This window comes from Streptomyces pseudoechinosporeus, assembly GCF_054783935.1.
In genome coordinates this window covers 1-15,476 of sequence record NZ_BAAGPS010000050.1, presented here as the reverse complement: position 1 = coordinate 15,476, position 15,476 = coordinate 1, and the positions used below count along the sequence as shown (strand labels likewise).

Sequence of the window (15,476 nt, the reverse complement as noted above, 5' to 3'; positions counted from 1 at the left end):
GAACCCTCTGAACCCTCAGCGCCCGCTACCCTCAGCGTCCCCTGAACTCGGCCCCGCGCCGCTCCACGAACGCCGCCACCCCTTCCTTCGCGTCCGCCGTCGTCATATTGATCTCCTGTGCAGCGGCCTCGGCCGCGAACGCGGTGGCACGGTCGACGTCCAGGGACACGTTCACGAGCTGCTTCGTGAGGGCGAGGGCCCGGGTCGGCCCGGCGGCGAGGCGCTCGGCCCACTCGCGGGCCGTCTTCTCCAGTTCCTCGGCCGGTACGACGCGATTGACGAGCCCGAGACGTTCCGCGTCCGCAGCTCCCAGCGCGTCGCCGAAGAACATCAGCTCCTTGGCCCGCTGCGGTCCGATCAGCCGGGGGAGGAGGTACGCGCCGCCCCCGTCGGGGACCAGACCGCGCCGTACGAACACCTCCACGAACCTGGCCGGTTCGGCGGCGATCACCAGGTCGCAGGCGAACGCGAGGTGCGCGCCGATGCCCGCCGCAGTGCCGTTCACCGCGGCGATCACCGGTTTCTCGCAGTCGAGGACGGCGGCGATGAGGCGCTGGGCGCCGAGACGGATGACCCGGGCCACGTCGCCGGCGACCCGTTCCGCGGCGAGTGGTCCACCGCGCAGGTCGGCGCCCGCACAGAAACCGCGGCCCGTCGCGGTGAGGACGACGGCCCGTACGTCCGGGTCGGCGGAGGCCTCGAAAAAAAGTTGGATCAGGCGTTCTCGCTGGTCAGAGGTGATGGCGTTCATTGCCTCGGGCCGGTTGAGCGTGATCCACGCGACCTGATTGTCAGTGGCGTGCCGTACCAATGACTCGAGGGAAATTTCGGGGCCGGAGCGCTGGTCGGGACCGGCGCTCCGGGATGTGTCAGAGGGTTCGCGGGAATCACGGGGGGAGTCGGACATGGGGGTACTCCGTTTCGTACGGGGAGTGAAGGGCGCCGTACGGGGGACGGACGGTGCCGTACGCGAGATCGTGGGCACCGTTCGCGGGATCGTGGGCGCCGTTCGCGGGATCGTGGGCGCCGTTCGCACGGTGGCATGGCGGTGGAGGTGGCGAGGGCCGCTTGCCTCAGCGGCACACCGCCATCGCGTCCAGCGCGACGGCCCCTTGCCCCCTGGGCAGCACCATCAGTGGGTTGATGTCGAGCTCCGCCAGCTCGCCGTCGAGTTCGAGCGCCATGCGCTGCACCCGGAGCACGACCTCGACCAGCGCGTCGAGGTCGGACGGGGGGCGCCCGCGGACCCCGTCGAGCAGCGCCCGCCCGCGCAGTTCGCCCAGCATGGCCCGCGTCTGCTCCTCGCCGAACGGCGGCACGCGTACGGCCGTGTCCCGCAGCACCTCCACGAGTACGCCGCCGAGCCCGACCGTCACCGTCGGCCCGAAGAGATCGTCCTGCGTGACGCCCACGACCATCTCGACTCCGGGATCGACCATCTGGCACACCAGGACCCCGTCGAGCGAGACGCCTTCGTAGCGGGCGATGTCGGTCAGCTCCCGGTAGGCGTCGCGGACCTGACTGGCGGAGGTCAACCCGACCTTCACCAGGCCCAGTTCGGTCTTGTGGGCGAGCTGCGCCCCGGAGGCCTTCATCACGACGGGGTAGCCGACGAGCCCGGCCGCCCGCACGGCAGCCGCCGCACTGGTCACCAACTGCTCGCGGGGTACGCGGATTCCGTACGCCCGCAGAAGCTGCTTCGCCGCATGCTCGCTCAGCTGCTGTCCCGGCCGCATCAGCGCCTGCGCCTTGCGGAAGGAGGGCGAGTGCGTGCGCGGCGCCTCGTCGAAGGGGGAGCGGTACGAGGCGGTGAAGCGGGCGTGGTCGAGATGGGCTCGGACGGCCGTGATGCAGTTCGCGAAGGTGCGGAAGGTGGCGACGCGGGAGGAGCCCAGCAGGGTGTCGCGGTACGCGGACTCGGTGCCGACCGGCGATCCCCACACCACGCACACCAGCTTGTCCGTCTGTTCCGCCGCGTCCACCAGGTCCTGCGCCAGCTGGTCGCTCATCGGCGGGAAGGGCCCGGTGATCGGGCAGATCAGCACGCCGACCGCCGGGTCGTCGAGGATCGAGTCGATGATCTTGCGGCCGCGCCAGTCGCCCACGGGGTGCCCGCCGTTGTCGACGGGGTTGGCGACGTCGAGGTACTCCGGTATCCACTGGTGCAGCTCGGCCTGCTTGGCGTCCGACAGACGGGGCAGACGCAGTCCCGCCTCGGTCGCCAGGTCCGAGAAGTGCGCGCCCGTGCCGCCCGAGATCGAATAGACGACCACTCCATCGGCGCTCAAGGGACGGGCGCGGGCCAACAGGGCCGCGGTGTCATGGAGTTCGTCCAGCCCGTCGACGCGGATCACGCCGTACTGCCGCATCGCCGCGTCCACCACCGCGTCGGCGCCGGTCAGTTTGCCGGTGTGTGAGGCGGCCGTGCGGGCGCCGGTCTCGGTGCGGCCGACCTTGACCGCGACGACGGGGACACCGCGCCGGGCGGCCCGGTCGGAGGCGAGCATGAAGGAGCGGCCGTCCTTCAGCCCTTCGACGTAGCAGGCGATGGCGCCGACCTCCGGCTGCTCGGCGAAGTAGGAGATGAAGTCCGCGGTCTCCAGGTCGGCCTCGTTGCCGGTGGGCGCCCAGTGAGAGAGCCGTACGCCCAGCTCCTGCATCGTGAAGACGGGACGCCCCTGGTGTCCGGACTGGGTGATCAGCGCGATCGCCGGCCCGTCCAGGTCGTCGCGGAACTTCTCGAAGGCGTTGAGGTTGGTGTTCGGCCCGAGCAGCCGCAGCCCGGAGCGCTCCACGGCGGCGGCGAGGCGGGCCTGCGCGGCGGCGCCCTCCGCTCCGGTCTCGGCGAACCCGGAGGCGAAGGCGACCGCGAACTTCACCTTGGCCTCGGCGAGTTCCTCGATCACGGGAAGGGGATCGGAGACCAACAGCACGGCCAGATCGACCTGTTCGGGCAGGTCCGCGACAGAAGGGACGCAGGAGATGCCGAAGACGGACTGACGGGTGGGGTGCACCGGGTGCAGCCGGGCGCCGACCCGCTCGGCCCAGGAGAGCAACTGCCTTGTGATGCCGGTGTTCGGCCGCCCCTCGGCGTCCGAGGCGCCGACGACGGCCACGGACTCGGGGCGGAAGAAACGGTCGAGGTCGGGTACGCCGGCGTACAGCGGCCGGCCGCTGACGTCGAGGTCGTCGGTGGCGGCGGGCCTGCCGTGCACGGCAGGCGCCGGTTGCTCGCCGCAGGCGATGACCCGGGCCCGGCGGGAGTCGGTGGTGAGGGTGCCGTGGGTTGATCCAAGCATCGGTCCGCCCGCTCCTGTGTGACTGCCAATAACTGACGCAGTGTCAGATTACTGAACTGACGCCACGTCAGGAACCGGCCTGCACGCAAAGAACTTGTGGCGGACACGTGGTTGGTACCCGCCACGGTCGTCACAGGAACGTGGCGGGTTGGTATCCGGGGCGCCAGACGGCCCCGGATACCGGGTGCGCGGGCCGACCGGAGTGTCGGCTGGGTCGGCTCGTCCCGGACGTCCCGGACGGTGCAGCCCTCCGGAAGCGAGGGTCGCGCCGCCCGCCGTGCCCGCTGCCACTCGCCGTGCGGGCTGCCGCCCGCACCGACGCGGGCGCTACCCCCGCGCCCGCTACCTCCGCGCCCCCGCCTTGGCAACCGCCTTCGCGATCTTCTGGGCGTCCAGGGCGAGTTCGCGGAGCATGCCGCTGATGGGGTTGGTGAAGCCGGTGAAGTAGAGGCCGGGGGCGTTCTTCGGGGTGCGGGCGCCGTGGACGACCGGGCGTCCGCGTTCGTCCAGGACGCCGAGGTGGCCGACGATGTCCTCCAGGGCGCGCCGGTAGCCGGTCGCGGCGATGACGACGTCCGGGTCGATCCGGTCGCCGTTCGCGAGGACGACCTTGCCGTCCTCGAAAGCGTCGACGGCGGGCACGATCTCGACCTGCCCCTTGCGTACGGCGTCGATCAGGCCGACGTCCTGTACCGGGATCGAGCCTTCGTTCACGCGCGAGTAGAGCCCGGTGTCGGGCCGGGGCAGGCCGTGGGCCGACAGATCCGGCACGCTGATCTTCCCCACCGGCCCGGCCAGTCGGTCCACCAGGCCGACCGGCAGCCGCCGTACGAGAATCCCGGTGCGCTGGGCGGGCCACCCGGCCGTGGACCGGCGCAGGATGTGCGGCACGGTGCGCACGGAGAGCCGTACGCGCGCGGCCCCGCCCTCGACGAGGTCGACGGCGATCTCGGCACCCGTGTTGCCGATGCCGACGACGAGGACGTCGCGGCCGGCGTAGGGGGCGGCGTTGCGGTACTGGCCGGCATGCAGCAGCTCGCCCTTGTGCGCGTCGCGGCCCGGCCAGTCGGGCACGTGGGGCGTGTGGTTGTAGCCGGTGGCGATCACGACCGCGCTGCCGGTCAGCTCACGACCGCCGGTGGCGCGCAACAGCCAGCCGGTGCCGTCCGCGGCGGGCTCCACGCGGGAAACCTCGACCCCCGTCACGACCTCCAGCTCGTGGTGCTCCGCGTACTTCTCCAGATACCGCACCACGTTGTCCCGCGAGACCCAGCGCCCGAACGAGCGCGGCATCGCAAGGCCCGGCAGGGACGACAACCGCCGGGTCGTGTGCAGATGCAGCCGGTCGTAATGCCGCCGCCAGGACGCCCCGACGTGCTCGGATCTCTCCAGCACGACGGCTCGTACGCCCTGGGCGCGCAGGGCGTACGCCGCGGAGAGCCCACCCGGGCCGCCGCCGATGACGTACACGGGTCGGTCTTCGTGGGAGGGCACCGCGTGGTGCGCCGGGGAACGCGTCGCGTCGGGAGAGTCGGCCATGTGCCTGAGCGTATTCACCGCGTCACTTGATGGGTGTCGGTCAAGCCCGGAATCGATTGCGAATCGATCACGGCTGTGGGAGGAGTGGGTGGGATTCGTGGCGCAGACGCCTCAGAGTGTGCGATCGATGAGGCTCATGTACGCGAAGCCGTGCGCTCCTTCTCCGGCACCGCGTACCCGGGAACGGACGGCCACCGCACGGTCAACACCACCGACTCCTCCTCCGCGATCCAGGAGTGGTCCACTCCGTGGCCCCATACGACGTAATCACCCTGGCGTTCCAGCAGAACGCTGCGGCCGGGCAGCTCGACCCGGAAGCGACCGCTGATGAGAACCAGCAGGGCCGTGCGTTTCTCGCCCCGCACCCACTGCGCTCGCTGGTCACCACTTGGGTGGACGCCCCACTTGATCTCCACCGCGTCGCTCTGACGAGGATCACCCTCGCCCTTGAAGTGCCCGAGCAGCCATCCGCGGTCCAGCGCCGCGTCTCTGCCCGCATTGCCCACGTACACGCCGTCGTCCATGCGGCCGAACGCTAACACCGGCGAACTGGGCCCCTCCTCGGCCGACCATGGGAAGAGGTCTCGGCTTCTCATGTCTTGCGCGGTTGCCGTGCATCCGCTGAACTGACGTATCGTCAGATTCCTTCGACCGCAGGGAAGTCCATGGACACGATCTGGCTCACCGGTGCGGAATGGGTCGCCGTGCTGCGTATCGGGCTCGGGCTGTGGTGGCTGGAGAGCTGGCGGCACAAGGACAAGAAGGGGTGGTTCGAGCGGGGGACGGGGATCGCGTGGGCGGCGGATGTCGCGGCGAAGCACCGTTGGACCGCCGTGCGCAGCGGCTTCGACGTCGTCGTCGCGCCTCGGCCGCGGGCCATGGCGTACGTCGTCGTGTATGCGGAACTCGCCCTGGGGCTGGGCCTGATCGTCGGCTTCCTGACACCGATCGCCCTGGTCGGCGGCCTGCTCCTCAACCTCCTCTACCTCGTTCTCATGATCCATGACTGGGCCGAGCAGGGGCAGAACTCGATGATGGCGCTGATTTCCCTGGTGGCCCTGTTCGGGATGTCGTGGCAGACGTGGTCGCTGGACAGCGCGCTGGGGCTCTTCTGATGGGGGCGGCGCGCTTCGATGTGCCGGAAGTCGATGCCTTCACGCGTGCGTACTGGGAGGCGGCCGGCCGTGGCGAGTTGCTCGTGCGGCGGTGCGGGGAGTGCGGGCGGGCCCACCACTACCCCCGCGAGTTCTGCCCGTACTGCTGGAGCGAGGACGTGGCCTGGGAGCGGGCGAGCGGGCGAGCCACGCTCTACACCTGGTCCGTCGTCCACCGCAACGATCTCCCGCCCTTCGGGAGTCGTACGCCGTACGTCGCTGCCGTCGTCGATCTCGCCGAGGGGCCGCGGATGATGACCGAGGTGGTGGAGTGCGAGGAGGGTGCGCTGCGGGTCGGGATGGGGCTTGAGGTGGCGTTTCGGGAGGCGGGAGAAGGCGCGGGGGAGGTCGTGGTGCCGGTGTTCCGGCCCCGGGTGTGAGGCGTGGGGACGTACGGGATTCCATGGCGCGCCGGCCCATCTCCACGCGATTCCGGCCTGTAGCGCAGTGAGACACGGCGGGCTACAATTACGTCATGAAGACGATCACCCAGCGGGAGTTCCGTAACAACTCCGCCGCCGTCATGGACGCGGTCGAGGCTGGCGAGACGTACCACATCACGCGTAACGGCATAGAGGTCGCCGAACTGCGTCCGCTGGCGCGTCGGCGCCGGCTGAGCGCCGAGGAACTCGTTGCCCGGCACCGGACGCTGCCGCATGTGGACTACGCGCAGATGCGCGCGGAGGCGGACGAGGTCTTCGGGAGCGATGAACTCGTCGAGTACGACCCATGGGAGCGCAAGCGTGGCTGATCGTCACCCCCAGGGCGTCCTCGATACCTGTACCTACATCGATCTGGGTGTGCTCAGCCCGGAGGACCTTCCCGTTGCGCCGGAGCTCACCGCCGTGACATTCGCCGAGTTGCAGCAGGGTGTGGCCATGGCCAAGGACCCCGCTACGAGGGCGGCCCGCATGGAGAAGCTGGGAGCCGCGGTCGCCGACTTCGACCCCCTGCCGTTCGACGGGGACGCTGCTGCCAGATACGGCACTTTGGTGGCGCTGACCATCGTTGCCAAGAGGGATCCCCGCCCACGGCGCATGGACCTGATGATCGCTGCTATCGCTTCGGTGAGGGGCCTGCCGCTCTTTACGCGAAACTCTGAGGACTTCAAGGGGCTGGAGGGCACGGTGCTCGTGGTCTCCATCTGACCGGTGAGGTCTCGTCCGCCCGGCCCCACCTCTGCGGCTGCGGGGAGGGGAGGCGGGGGCTGGTTTGTAAAAGTGTGACGCTTCGGCGCGAAGTGTCACACTTTTACAAACCAGCCTCCCGGGTCCTCACGGCCACAACAGTTGCCTGGCCCAACCCCCGTCCGTACGGCGATAGTCGAGCCGTACGTGCCGTCGCCGGGCGTCACCCTGGAAGAACTCCACCTCGTCCGGTCGGACGCGGTACAAGGTCCAGGACGGGACCTGGGCCTCGGGCTCCCGTTGCGCCCGCTCCCAGGCGGACTCCGACGCTTGCGCCAACTCCCCGACGGAGTCCAGTACTTCGCTCTGGTGGTCGACCAGAGCCGCTGCCAGGGAGCCGGTCGATCGGGCGTGCAGGTCTGCCTGGGATTCCTCCGGTGAGGCGGGCGTCACCGGGCCGCGTACGCGTACCTGGCGGCCCTGTGCCGGCCAGTAGAAGCCGAGTGCCGCGTAGGGGCGGGCGGCCAGGTGGCGGCCCTTGCGGCTGGTGGCGTGGGTGGCGAAGGACCAGCCGTTCGCGTCGGCGCCGTGCAGCATCACCGTACGGACGTCGGGCAGGCCGTCCTCGTCCGACGTCGCGAGCGACATCGTGTGCGGCTCGGTCTGCCCGGCCGTCACGGCTTCCGCGAGCCACCGCGCGAAGAGGGGCAGCGGCTCCTCGGGCGCCTCGGCCGGGTCGAAGACGGGCAACTCGGTGTCCCACACGCGCAGGGAACGCAGAAGCTCGTGAAGATCCGTTTCCATACGGCGAGTATCGCCCGACGGAGCATCCTGCCGGTCGCGGGCGGCTGCATGCCCGGCAAGCGGCGGTTCGGGCCAGGCCGGGCCCGAGGTAAATCGCGTGCGTGGCGGGAGCGGTCCACGGGACCATTGCGTATGGCTTCCGTTTCGCCCGACTGGCATCTAACCCGTGACCTCGAGGTCTTCCTCGACCGAGCCGGGAGCTTCCTGCACTCGAAACCCGCCCTGCACACCGTGCAGTTGACGGTCACCGACGCGCTGGGCAGAGGGGGCTCGGCCACCTTCGGGCCGGAGCCGCCGTACTTCGCATGGCTCGCGGACCGGGACGGTGCCGTGCGGGCCACCGCCCTGCGGACACCTCCGCACCCACTGAACCTGACCGCCACCACCCCCGAGGCCGCCGACGCGCTCGCCGCCCGACTCTCGGAGACAGGTCATGCGCTCCCCGGCGTCAACGGCCCTGCGGACACGGTCGCGGCCTTCGCGACCGCCTGGGAGCGCCGTACCGGAGCCACCGCCCAGCTCACGACGAACCAGCGGCTCTACCGGCTCGGCACGCTCACACCACCCGAGCCGGCCCCGCCCGGCAGGGCGAGGCTCGCCACCGGGGACGACCACGGGCTGGTCGCGCGGTGGTACACCGAGTTCGGCGCGGCGACCGGCCAAAAGGCCAACCGCGACCCGGACCGCTGGGCCGAGGGCCGCCTCGCCCACGGCGGCATCACGTTCTGGGAGACGCCGGACGGCACGCCCGTCGCGATGGCGGGCGCCATCCCGAAGGTCGCCGGGCAGATCCGCGTCGCGCCCGTCTACACCCCGCTCGCCTTGCGAGGCCGCGGTTACGCGAGCGCGGCCACCGCCGCGGTCAGCCGCGCCGCGCTCGCCGCGGGCGCCGACGAGGTGCTGCTTTTCACCGACCTCGCCAATCCGACCAGCAACGCGCTGTACCAGCGGATCGGCTATCGGCCGGTACGGGACTTCGCCGTGCACACGTTTCGTACGTGACGTTCCGTACGTGATGTCCCGCGCGACGCGTCTCAGACCGAACCGAGGTCCGACGACAGCCAGTGCTCTGGGCGCATGCGAACGATCACCTGCTCGCCGTGCTCCTTCCAGGCGAAGTCGACATAGCCGTCGACCTTGTCGGCCGGGAGGTAGCGGGCGGCGAGTTCCCGGAGATGCTCGATGGTGGCGGGGGTCGTGTCGATGACCGGGCCCTCGACCGATACGTACCGGATGGTGGGTTCGATCCGGTCGACCAGCAGGGAGAACCGGCCCGCCGTGCCGAGCAGCTGGTTCTTGCGGGAATCGAGCCCGATCAGGATCCATACGGTGCCGTCGGATTCGTACTGGTACCAGACGGGCACGGTGACCGGACCCCGTCCCTCCCCGGCATCCACCGCGAACGCGGCGACGTGCGGCTCGGCCAAGAACTGCTCACGCTCTTCGCGACTCAGGGCCATGTCGGTCTCCTTCAGCCTTCCAGGATGCGGACAATGCGGACGATGCTCCTCTGAGCCAGCGTGCCCCGTACTGGTCGGTATTCCGACAGCGCGACGCGCCGCAACGGCCGGCTCGCGCCTGCAGATAGGCGAGTACGGCCGGCGCCCACCGGCAGCGGTTGATGGACTAGTGATCCCATATGGCACGAGGCGTGGCTCAGCCAACCGTGTAAGCGGTGCCCCCGAAGTCCGCCACCACCCGGAGCTCTCCGCCCAGGGCCCGTACGTAGGCGCGCAGAGTGGCCACCTCCGTACGGTCGATCTCTCCATGCTCGATCGCCGAGATCCGAGGCGTGGAGACCCCCATCGAGTCGGCGATGTCCCGTTGGGTGAGGTCCTGCTCACGACGGATCTCGGCGAGCTTGTAGGCCCACACCTCGGCGAGGAGCCGCTCCCTGTCGGCCCGCTTCTCCTCGGGCGACCGCACCGGGATCCCCGCAGCTTTCCGCTGCTCGTCCACCCTGCGCTTGACTTCCTCCCAGCTGACCGTGCTCACTTGCCCTCCCTCGTGTCCAACTCGGCCGGGTGCCGACTGAGCCATGGGCAGAGTTGGTGCACGCGGTAACCCTCGGAGTGTGGATCACCCCCCGGTTCACCCGAACGAGGAGCTCGCCCGCCCCTTACCCCCGCCCCAGCACCACCGTCCCCGACGAGCAGAACCATCCACCCGTGCCGGACACGACGGCCAGCTGGGGCAACTCCCCATCCCTCCGCCGTACTTGACGCGCCCCCGCCTCCCCCCGCAACTGCCGCACCGCCTCCACCAGCAAGAACAGCCCCCGCATACCCGGGTGTTGGGCGGAGAGCCCGCCTCCGTCCGTGTTCACCGGCAGGTCCCCGCCCACCAACAGCCGGCCCTTCTCGACGAACGCGCCGCCCTCGCCCTTCTCGCAGAAGCCCAGGTCCTCCAGCGTTACGAGCGTCATGTACGTGAAGGCGTCGTAGAGCTGGGCCACGTCCACCTCCTCCGGGCGGACTCCCGCTCGCTCGAACGCCAGCTTTCCGCTCACCGCCGCCGGGGACACCGTGAAGTCGGGCCACTCGGACATGGTGGTGTGGGAGACGTGTTCGCCGGTGCCGAGGATCCAGACGGGGGGTGTACGGCAGTCGCATACGTACTCCTCCGCCGCCAGAAGAACAGCCGCGCCGCCGTCGGAACGTATGCAGCAGTGGAGCTTGGTGAAGGGGTCCGCGATCATCGGGCCGGACAGGACGTCCTCGACCGTGATCGGGGCGCGGAACATCGCCTCGTCGTTCAGTGCGGCGTTCGCCCGCGCTTGGACGGCCACGGAGGCCAGCTGTTCCAGCGTCGTCCCGTACTGGTGCATGTGGCGGCGGGCGGCCATGGCGTACTTGGCGATCAGGGTGTGCCCGTACGGGACCTCGAACTGCAGCGGACCCCGTGCGCCGAACGACAGGTTCCCGGTACGACGGCCCGCCTTGATGTCCGCGCGGGCCGTGGACCCGTACACCAGCAGGACCGCGTTCGCGTGCCCGGCGGCGATCGCGTCCGCCGCGTGGGCCGCCATGACCTCCCAGGTCGAGCCGCCGACCGAGGTCGAGTCGACCCAGGTGGGGCGCAGGCCCAGATACTCGGCGACCTCGACGGGGGCCAGGGTGCCCAGACCCGCCGAGGCGAAGCCGTCCACGAGTGACCGGTCCAGGCCCGCGTCGGCCACGGCGCGGCGGGCGGCCTGGGCGTGCAGTGCGTACGGGGTCGCGTCGTCCACGCGGCCGCAGTCCGAGAGGGCCACGCCGACGACGGCCACTTTCCTCCGGGCTCCCATGACCATGAATCTGACGGTACATCAGATACGGTCGGAAGTGGCAGGCGTCGCGCCTCTGGGCATCCCCGCCCCGCCGCCCTAACATGACGGCCCGTCAGATCACATCACTCGTAGGTCGTCGTCCCGGAGGTGGCCATGGACGCCCGCTTCACCGCCGAACAGGACGAGATCCGCCGTACCCTGCGCGAGCTGCTGCACAAGCGCTGCGGTGCGGAGGAACTGCGGGCCGCCGTCGACACCCCGGCCGGGCACGACCCCGCACTGTGGACCGTCCTCGCCGAACAGCTCGGCCTGCCCGGGCTCGCGCTTCCGGAGGCGTACGGAGGTGTCGGCTGCTCGGCGACCGAGCTCGCCCTCGCCTGCGAGGAGACGGGCCGGGTGCTCGCCCCCTCGCCCCTGCTCGCGACGGCCGTCCTGGCCGCGCCCCTGCTGCTCGCCCTCGGAACGGACGCCCAGCGGGCCGGGCTGCTGCCCCGCATCGCCTCCGGCGCCCTCACCGCCGCCCTCGCCGTACCCGGCACGTGTCTCACCACCGCCCTCGGCCTGACCGGCGACAACCACGGCGACTGGGCGGGCGGGGGCCGAGCGGGGGGCGTACAGGCCAAGCGCTCGGAAGACGGCACCTGGCGGCTCTACGGGCAGGTCGATCAGGTGCTGGACGGGCACAGTGCGGGGGTGCTGGTCGTGGCCGCGCACAGCGGTGGGTTCTCCCGGTCCCGCACGCTGTTGTTCCTCGTACGGGCAGGGGCCGACGGGCTCGTACGCATGCGGCAGACGTCCCTCGATGCGACCCGCCCGCAGGCCCGCCTCCAACTCCGGGATGTGGACGCGGAGTTGCTGGGCGGGGAGGACGCAGACGTGCTGTCCGTGCTGTCCGCGTTGGCCCGCGTCGGCGACACCGCCGCCGCTGTCCTTGCCGCCGAAGCCGTCGGCGCCGCTGATCGCGTACTGGAGCGGACCGTCGAATACGTCAAGCAGCGCGAGCAGTTCGGGCGGGCGATCGGGTCGTTCCAGGCGGTCAAGCACCGGCTGGCCGACCTGTATGTGCAGGTCCAGGCGGCCCGCTCGGCCGCCTACTACGCGGCCTGGGCGACGGCCGCGAGCGACGAGCGCGTGGGCCCGCTCGCCCTCGCGCAGGCCTTGGAGGCGTTGCGCGCCACCGCGTCCGAGGGGGTGCAGCTGCACGGTGGGATCGGGTTCACCTGGGAACACGAGGCGCATCTGTACTTCAAGCGGGCGTCCGGCGACGAGCTGCTCTTCGGGCCCGTGCACCGGCTGCGGGCGTACGCGGCACAGGAGGCGCGGCTGTTCGGCGGCGGGGAGGTGGCGGTCTGATGGCCGTTTCCGTGGGAGTCCGGGTGGTGCAGAAGGTGTCCTCGACGCGTGCCTTCGCACGGATCGCTCCGCGCGTCGTTCCCGCGCTCGACCGCGCGGTACACCGGCTCACCCGTGGAAAGGTCCTGCTCAGCGCCCAGCTGCTGCCCGGCGTCATCCTCACGGCGCGCGGGGCGAAGAGCGGGCTGCCCCGGCGTACGCCACTCGCCTGCATGCCGGAAAGCGACGGAACCTGGATTCTCATCGGGTCCAACTTCGGGCGTACGGATCACCCCGCCTGGACCGCCAACCTCCTCGCCCACCCCGACGCGGAGATCAACTGGAAGGGCAGGGACATCCCGGTCACCGCCCGTCTCCTGCGGGGTGAGGAACGGGACACGGTGTGGAAGGCGCTGCTGGACTTCTGGCCGCCGTACGCGACGTACCAGGCACGGGTCGCTCGCGAGATACGGCTCTTCCGGCTCGTACGACGCTGAGGGGCTCCGTACGACGCTGAGGGGTCGGCCGTACGACGCCGACGGGCCCGTAACGCGACGGACGGCAGTCCACCGGAGCGGACTCCGAAGTGAACTGCCGTCTGCCTGACAGGATTTGGGCCTACGAAAGCGTGGGGGGTGGGTAGTGGGGGGTACCAAACCGTACTAACAACTAACAGATATCTGAGTGACCTATCTCGTGCCTGAGTGACCTATCTCGTCGGCTTCTTGCCGGTCACGCCCATATGCACCAACAGGGCCAGATTCGGCTTGAGTTCGGCCTGTTTGACGCCCCAGGACTGGAAGCCCTTCTGGTGTGAGGCCACCGCCGCGAGCATCGCGACGATCGAACCGGCCATCGCCGCCGGGCTCACGTCCTTGTCGACCTTGCCCTTGGCCTGGAGCTCCTTGACCGTGTTCGTAAGGGAGTTGTTCACGGAGTTCAGGATCTTCATACGGATCTTGTAGAACCGTTTGTCCCCCTCGGCGGCGCCCAGGTCGACGACGCGCAGGATGGCATCGTTTTTGCGCCAGAAGTCGAGGAAGCCGTCGACGAGTTCCTGAGCCGTCTGCCAGCCCGCCTTGCCGGTCCAGGAACGTCCCTCGAGCAACTCGGTCAACCCGGCGCCCTCCGCGGCCGTTTGCTCGGCGATCTCCAGGACGGCGCCCTCGACGTCCGGGAAGTACTGGTAGAAGGTCGCCGGTGACGTGCCCGCCTTCCGCGCGACGTCGATGACTTTGACATCCCGGTAGGGCGACGAGCTGAGCATTTCGCTTAGGCAGTCGAGCAGCTTCTGTCGAGTCGCCTGCCCACGCCGTCCGGCCACCCGGCCGTCGACGGTACGCACTTGTCCTGTCATGACGTCAGCTTACCGAGGGGTGATCGGGGCGCGATTCGGCCGACTGCAAATGGGGTGTGACTGCTCTGCGGGATGTGCGGGAGGCGATTAGCTTGGGCGGTATGGCCGAATCCGAGCCGTCCGCCATTGACGCCGGTTTCGGGGAGGGCGTCCCCTGCCGGCTCGACGCCCGGCTCCCCGATGCGGAGGCGGGCAAGCGCTTCTCCGGCGAGCTCTTCCACGGTACTCTCTTCAGCCCGGCCGCGCGCCCGTCGCCGACGTCTTCCCGGCCGAGATGCCGCCCCACTTCCTCGTCCACTTCCAGGTGGAGGACTGTGACGTCGCACTCGGTACGGTGAGGTGACTGGGCGGCCGAATCCAGGCGCTGCCCTTCGACACGTCGTACGGAAGTGTGGCGGTCGTCACCGACAATCAAGGGGCGTCTTTCGCGGTGCTCCAACGCTGAGGATGCTTTTGTCCCGGAACGCCCCGAGACATCCAGGTCCGGCCCCGGGTTCGCAACCGACGGCCGGGCCAGGAAGAATCGGAGTGCGTGCCGCCGGAGCGGTTCGGTGGTGAGACGCTGCGCAGTGGCTGGAAACACAGCCGCGTACGGGGAGGTGGCAGGCAAGTGGTGGATCAGCTGACGCAGCACGATCCGCGGCGGATCGGGCCGTTCGAGGTGCTGGGACGGCTGGGTGCCGGCGGCATGGGGCTGGTCTATCTGGCGCGCTCGGCTTCGGGCCGACGGGTGGCGATCAAGACGGTCCGTACGGAACTGGCTGAGGACCAGCTGTTCCGGGTCCGCTTCGCGCGCGAGGTCGAGGCGGCACGGGCCGTCTCCGGCTTCTACACGGCGGCCGTGGTCGACGCCGACCCGCGCGCGGCCGTGCCGTGGCTCGCGACCGCGTTCGTGCCCGCGCCCTCGCTCGAGGAGATAGTGACCGAGTGCGGGCCGCTCCCGGCCCAGGCGGTGCGCTGGCTGGCGGCGGGCGTCGCGGAGGCGCTTCAGTCCATCCATGGCGCCGGGCTCGTGCACCGGGACCTCAAGCCGTCCAATGTCCTCGTCGTCGAGGACGGACCGCGCGTGATCGACTTCGGTATCGCGTCCGGTGTCTCCAACACCCGGCTGACGATGACCAATGTCGCCGTGGGCACCCCCGCCTATATGTCGCCCGAGCAGGCCAAGGACTCACGCAGCGTGACCGGCGCGAGCGATGTCTTCTCGCTCGGCTCGATGCTCGTGTTCGCCGCCACCGGCCACGCCCCCTTCCACGGCGCGAACCCCGTCGAGACCGTCTTCATGCTGCTCAGGGAAGGCCCGGACCTCGAAGGCCTCCCGGAGGAACTGCGCCCGCTGATCGAGTCCTGTATGCAGATGGAGGCCACCGCCCGCCCCAACCCGGCCGACCTCCAGGCCCAACTCGCACCGCATCTGTTCGGCTCCGGCTCCGACGACAGCGGTACGGCGTCCGCGTGGCTGCCCGAGCGGGCCGTGAGCCTGATCGAGACGCGGCGCGGGGGGCGTCCGGCGGCGAAGCCGTCGTCGTCCGGCGGCGGCCGCAGTGGCGGGCGGGGTGCGCCCGGTGCCGGGGCCGCTGCCGGGGCCGCAGGCCA

At 70.3% G+C, this 15,476-nt stretch carries 17 protein-coding genes and 1 pseudogene; 9 read left to right on the top strand and 9 right to left on the bottom strand.

Annotation, left to right across the window (positions count from 1 at the left end; translation table 11 throughout):
* Positions 1-31: 31 nt before the first annotated feature.
* From ACYVO6_RS34100 to ACYVO6_RS34085, 4 genes are all read right to left on the bottom strand, one after another.
* Positions 32-907 carry an enoyl-CoA hydratase/isomerase family protein gene (locus tag ACYVO6_RS34100; RefSeq protein ID WP_461068044.1) on the bottom strand — a complete coding sequence of 292 codons (876 nt, stop codon included), beginning with the start codon at positions 905-907 and terminating at the stop codon, positions 32-34.
* A gap of 166 nt (positions 908-1,073) precedes the next feature.
* Positions 1,074-3,299, bottom strand: a complete 2,226-nt coding sequence (locus ACYVO6_RS34095) for an acetate--CoA ligase family protein (RefSeq protein ID WP_461068042.1) — start codon at positions 3,297-3,299, stop codon at positions 1,074-1,076.
* A gap of 342 nt (positions 3,300-3,641) precedes the next feature.
* On the bottom strand, positions 3,642-4,838 hold the full coding sequence (locus tag ACYVO6_RS34090) for a flavin-containing monooxygenase (RefSeq protein WP_461068040.1): 1,197 nt from the start codon (positions 4,836-4,838) through the stop codon (positions 3,642-3,644).
* Positions 4,839-4,972: 134 nt separating this feature from the next.
* The gene (locus ACYVO6_RS34085) at positions 4,973-5,362 is read right to left on the bottom strand and encodes a cupin domain-containing protein (protein WP_461068038.1); all 390 of its coding nucleotides are present in this window, start codon (positions 5,360-5,362) and stop codon (positions 4,973-4,975) included.
* Positions 5,363-5,503: 141 nt separating this feature from the next.
* On the opposite strand from ACYVO6_RS34085, the gene ACYVO6_RS34080 reads away from it, so the two are divergent.
* The 4 genes from ACYVO6_RS34080 to ACYVO6_RS34065 all read left to right on the top strand — a co-directional run bounded on the left by ACYVO6_RS34080 (position 5,504) and on the right by ACYVO6_RS34065 (position 7,140).
* Positions 5,504-5,953 carry a DoxX family protein gene (locus tag ACYVO6_RS34080; RefSeq protein ID WP_461068036.1) on the top strand — a complete coding sequence of 150 codons (450 nt, stop codon included), beginning with the start codon at positions 5,504-5,506 and terminating at the stop codon, positions 5,951-5,953.
* The gene (locus tag ACYVO6_RS34075) at positions 5,953-6,372 is read left to right on the top strand and encodes a Zn-ribbon domain-containing OB-fold protein (RefSeq protein ID WP_461068034.1); all 420 of its coding nucleotides are present in this window, start codon (positions 5,953-5,955) and stop codon (positions 6,370-6,372) included. The genes ACYVO6_RS34080 and ACYVO6_RS34075 overlap by 1 nt, the downstream gene beginning before the upstream one ends.
* Before the next feature lie 95 nt (positions 6,373-6,467).
* Positions 6,468-6,743 (top strand): type II toxin-antitoxin system Phd/YefM family antitoxin, encoded by a 276-nt coding sequence (locus ACYVO6_RS34070; protein WP_461068032.1) that lies wholly within the window; start codon positions 6,468-6,470, stop codon positions 6,741-6,743.
* Positions 6,736-7,140: a type II toxin-antitoxin system VapC family toxin gene (locus tag ACYVO6_RS34065; RefSeq protein WP_461068030.1), complete on the top strand. Its 405-nt coding sequence runs from the start codon at positions 6,736-6,738 to the stop codon at positions 7,138-7,140. Before ACYVO6_RS34070 ends, ACYVO6_RS34065 begins: the two co-directional genes overlap by 8 nt.
* Positions 7,141-7,266: 126 nt before the next feature.
* Here the strand turns inward: ACYVO6_RS34065 and ACYVO6_RS34060 are convergent, their stop codons facing one another.
* A complete protein-coding gene (locus ACYVO6_RS34060; protein WP_461068028.1) occupies positions 7,267-7,923 on the bottom strand; it encodes a pyridoxine/pyridoxamine 5'-phosphate oxidase in 657 nt (218 codons plus the stop codon).
* Between the two features lie 132 nt (positions 7,924-8,055).
* Between ACYVO6_RS34060 and ACYVO6_RS34055 the strand changes: the two genes are divergently transcribed.
* Positions 8,056-8,925: a GNAT family N-acetyltransferase gene (locus ACYVO6_RS34055; protein WP_461068026.1), complete on the top strand. Its 870-nt coding sequence runs from the start codon at positions 8,056-8,058 to the stop codon at positions 8,923-8,925.
* 32 nt (positions 8,926-8,957) lie between these two features.
* On the opposite strand, the gene ACYVO6_RS34050 is transcribed toward ACYVO6_RS34055, so the two are convergent.
* From ACYVO6_RS34050 to ACYVO6_RS34040, 3 genes are all read right to left on the bottom strand, one after another.
* Positions 8,958-9,383: a pyridoxamine 5'-phosphate oxidase family protein gene (locus ACYVO6_RS34050; RefSeq protein ID WP_461068024.1), complete on the bottom strand. Its 426-nt coding sequence runs from the start codon at positions 9,381-9,383 to the stop codon at positions 8,958-8,960.
* Between the two features lie 196 nt (positions 9,384-9,579).
* On the bottom strand, positions 9,580-9,918 hold the full coding sequence (locus ACYVO6_RS34045; protein ID WP_461068022.1) for an XRE family transcriptional regulator: 339 nt from the start codon (positions 9,916-9,918) through the stop codon (positions 9,580-9,582).
* A 124-nt stretch (positions 9,919-10,042) separates the two neighbouring features.
* Positions 10,043-11,209, bottom strand: a complete 1,167-nt coding sequence (locus ACYVO6_RS34040) for a thiolase C-terminal domain-containing protein (protein ID WP_461068594.1) — start codon at positions 11,207-11,209, stop codon at positions 10,043-10,045.
* A 135-nt stretch (positions 11,210-11,344) separates the two neighbouring features.
* Between ACYVO6_RS34040 and ACYVO6_RS34035 the strand changes: the two genes are divergently transcribed.
* The gene (locus ACYVO6_RS34035) at positions 11,345-12,544 is read left to right on the top strand and encodes an acyl-CoA dehydrogenase family protein (RefSeq protein ID WP_461068020.1); all 1,200 of its coding nucleotides are present in this window, start codon (positions 11,345-11,347) and stop codon (positions 12,542-12,544) included.
* Positions 12,544-13,020 (top strand): nitroreductase family deazaflavin-dependent oxidoreductase, encoded by a 477-nt coding sequence (locus tag ACYVO6_RS34030; RefSeq protein ID WP_461068018.1) that lies wholly within the window; start codon positions 12,544-12,546, stop codon positions 13,018-13,020. Before ACYVO6_RS34035 ends, ACYVO6_RS34030 begins: the two co-directional genes overlap by 1 nt.
* A 212-nt stretch (positions 13,021-13,232) precedes the next feature.
* Here the strand turns inward: ACYVO6_RS34030 and ACYVO6_RS34025 are convergent, their stop codons facing one another.
* On the bottom strand, positions 13,233-13,880 hold the full coding sequence (locus ACYVO6_RS34025) for a TetR family transcriptional regulator (protein WP_461068016.1): 648 nt from the start codon (positions 13,878-13,880) through the stop codon (positions 13,233-13,235).
* Positions 13,881-14,059: 179 nt separating this feature from the next.
* On the opposite strand from ACYVO6_RS34025, the pseudogene ACYVO6_RS34020 reads away from it, so the two are divergent.
* Both ACYVO6_RS34020 and ACYVO6_RS34015 read left to right on the top strand, forming a co-directional pair.
* Positions 14,060-14,325: pseudogene (locus tag ACYVO6_RS34020) on the top strand (VOC family protein); the annotation flags it as partial.
* A gap of 165 nt (positions 14,326-14,490) precedes the next feature.
* Positions 14,491-15,476, top strand: a 986-nt coding sequence (locus tag ACYVO6_RS34015; RefSeq protein WP_461068014.1) for a serine/threonine-protein kinase, incomplete at its 3' end; no start/stop codon positions are given.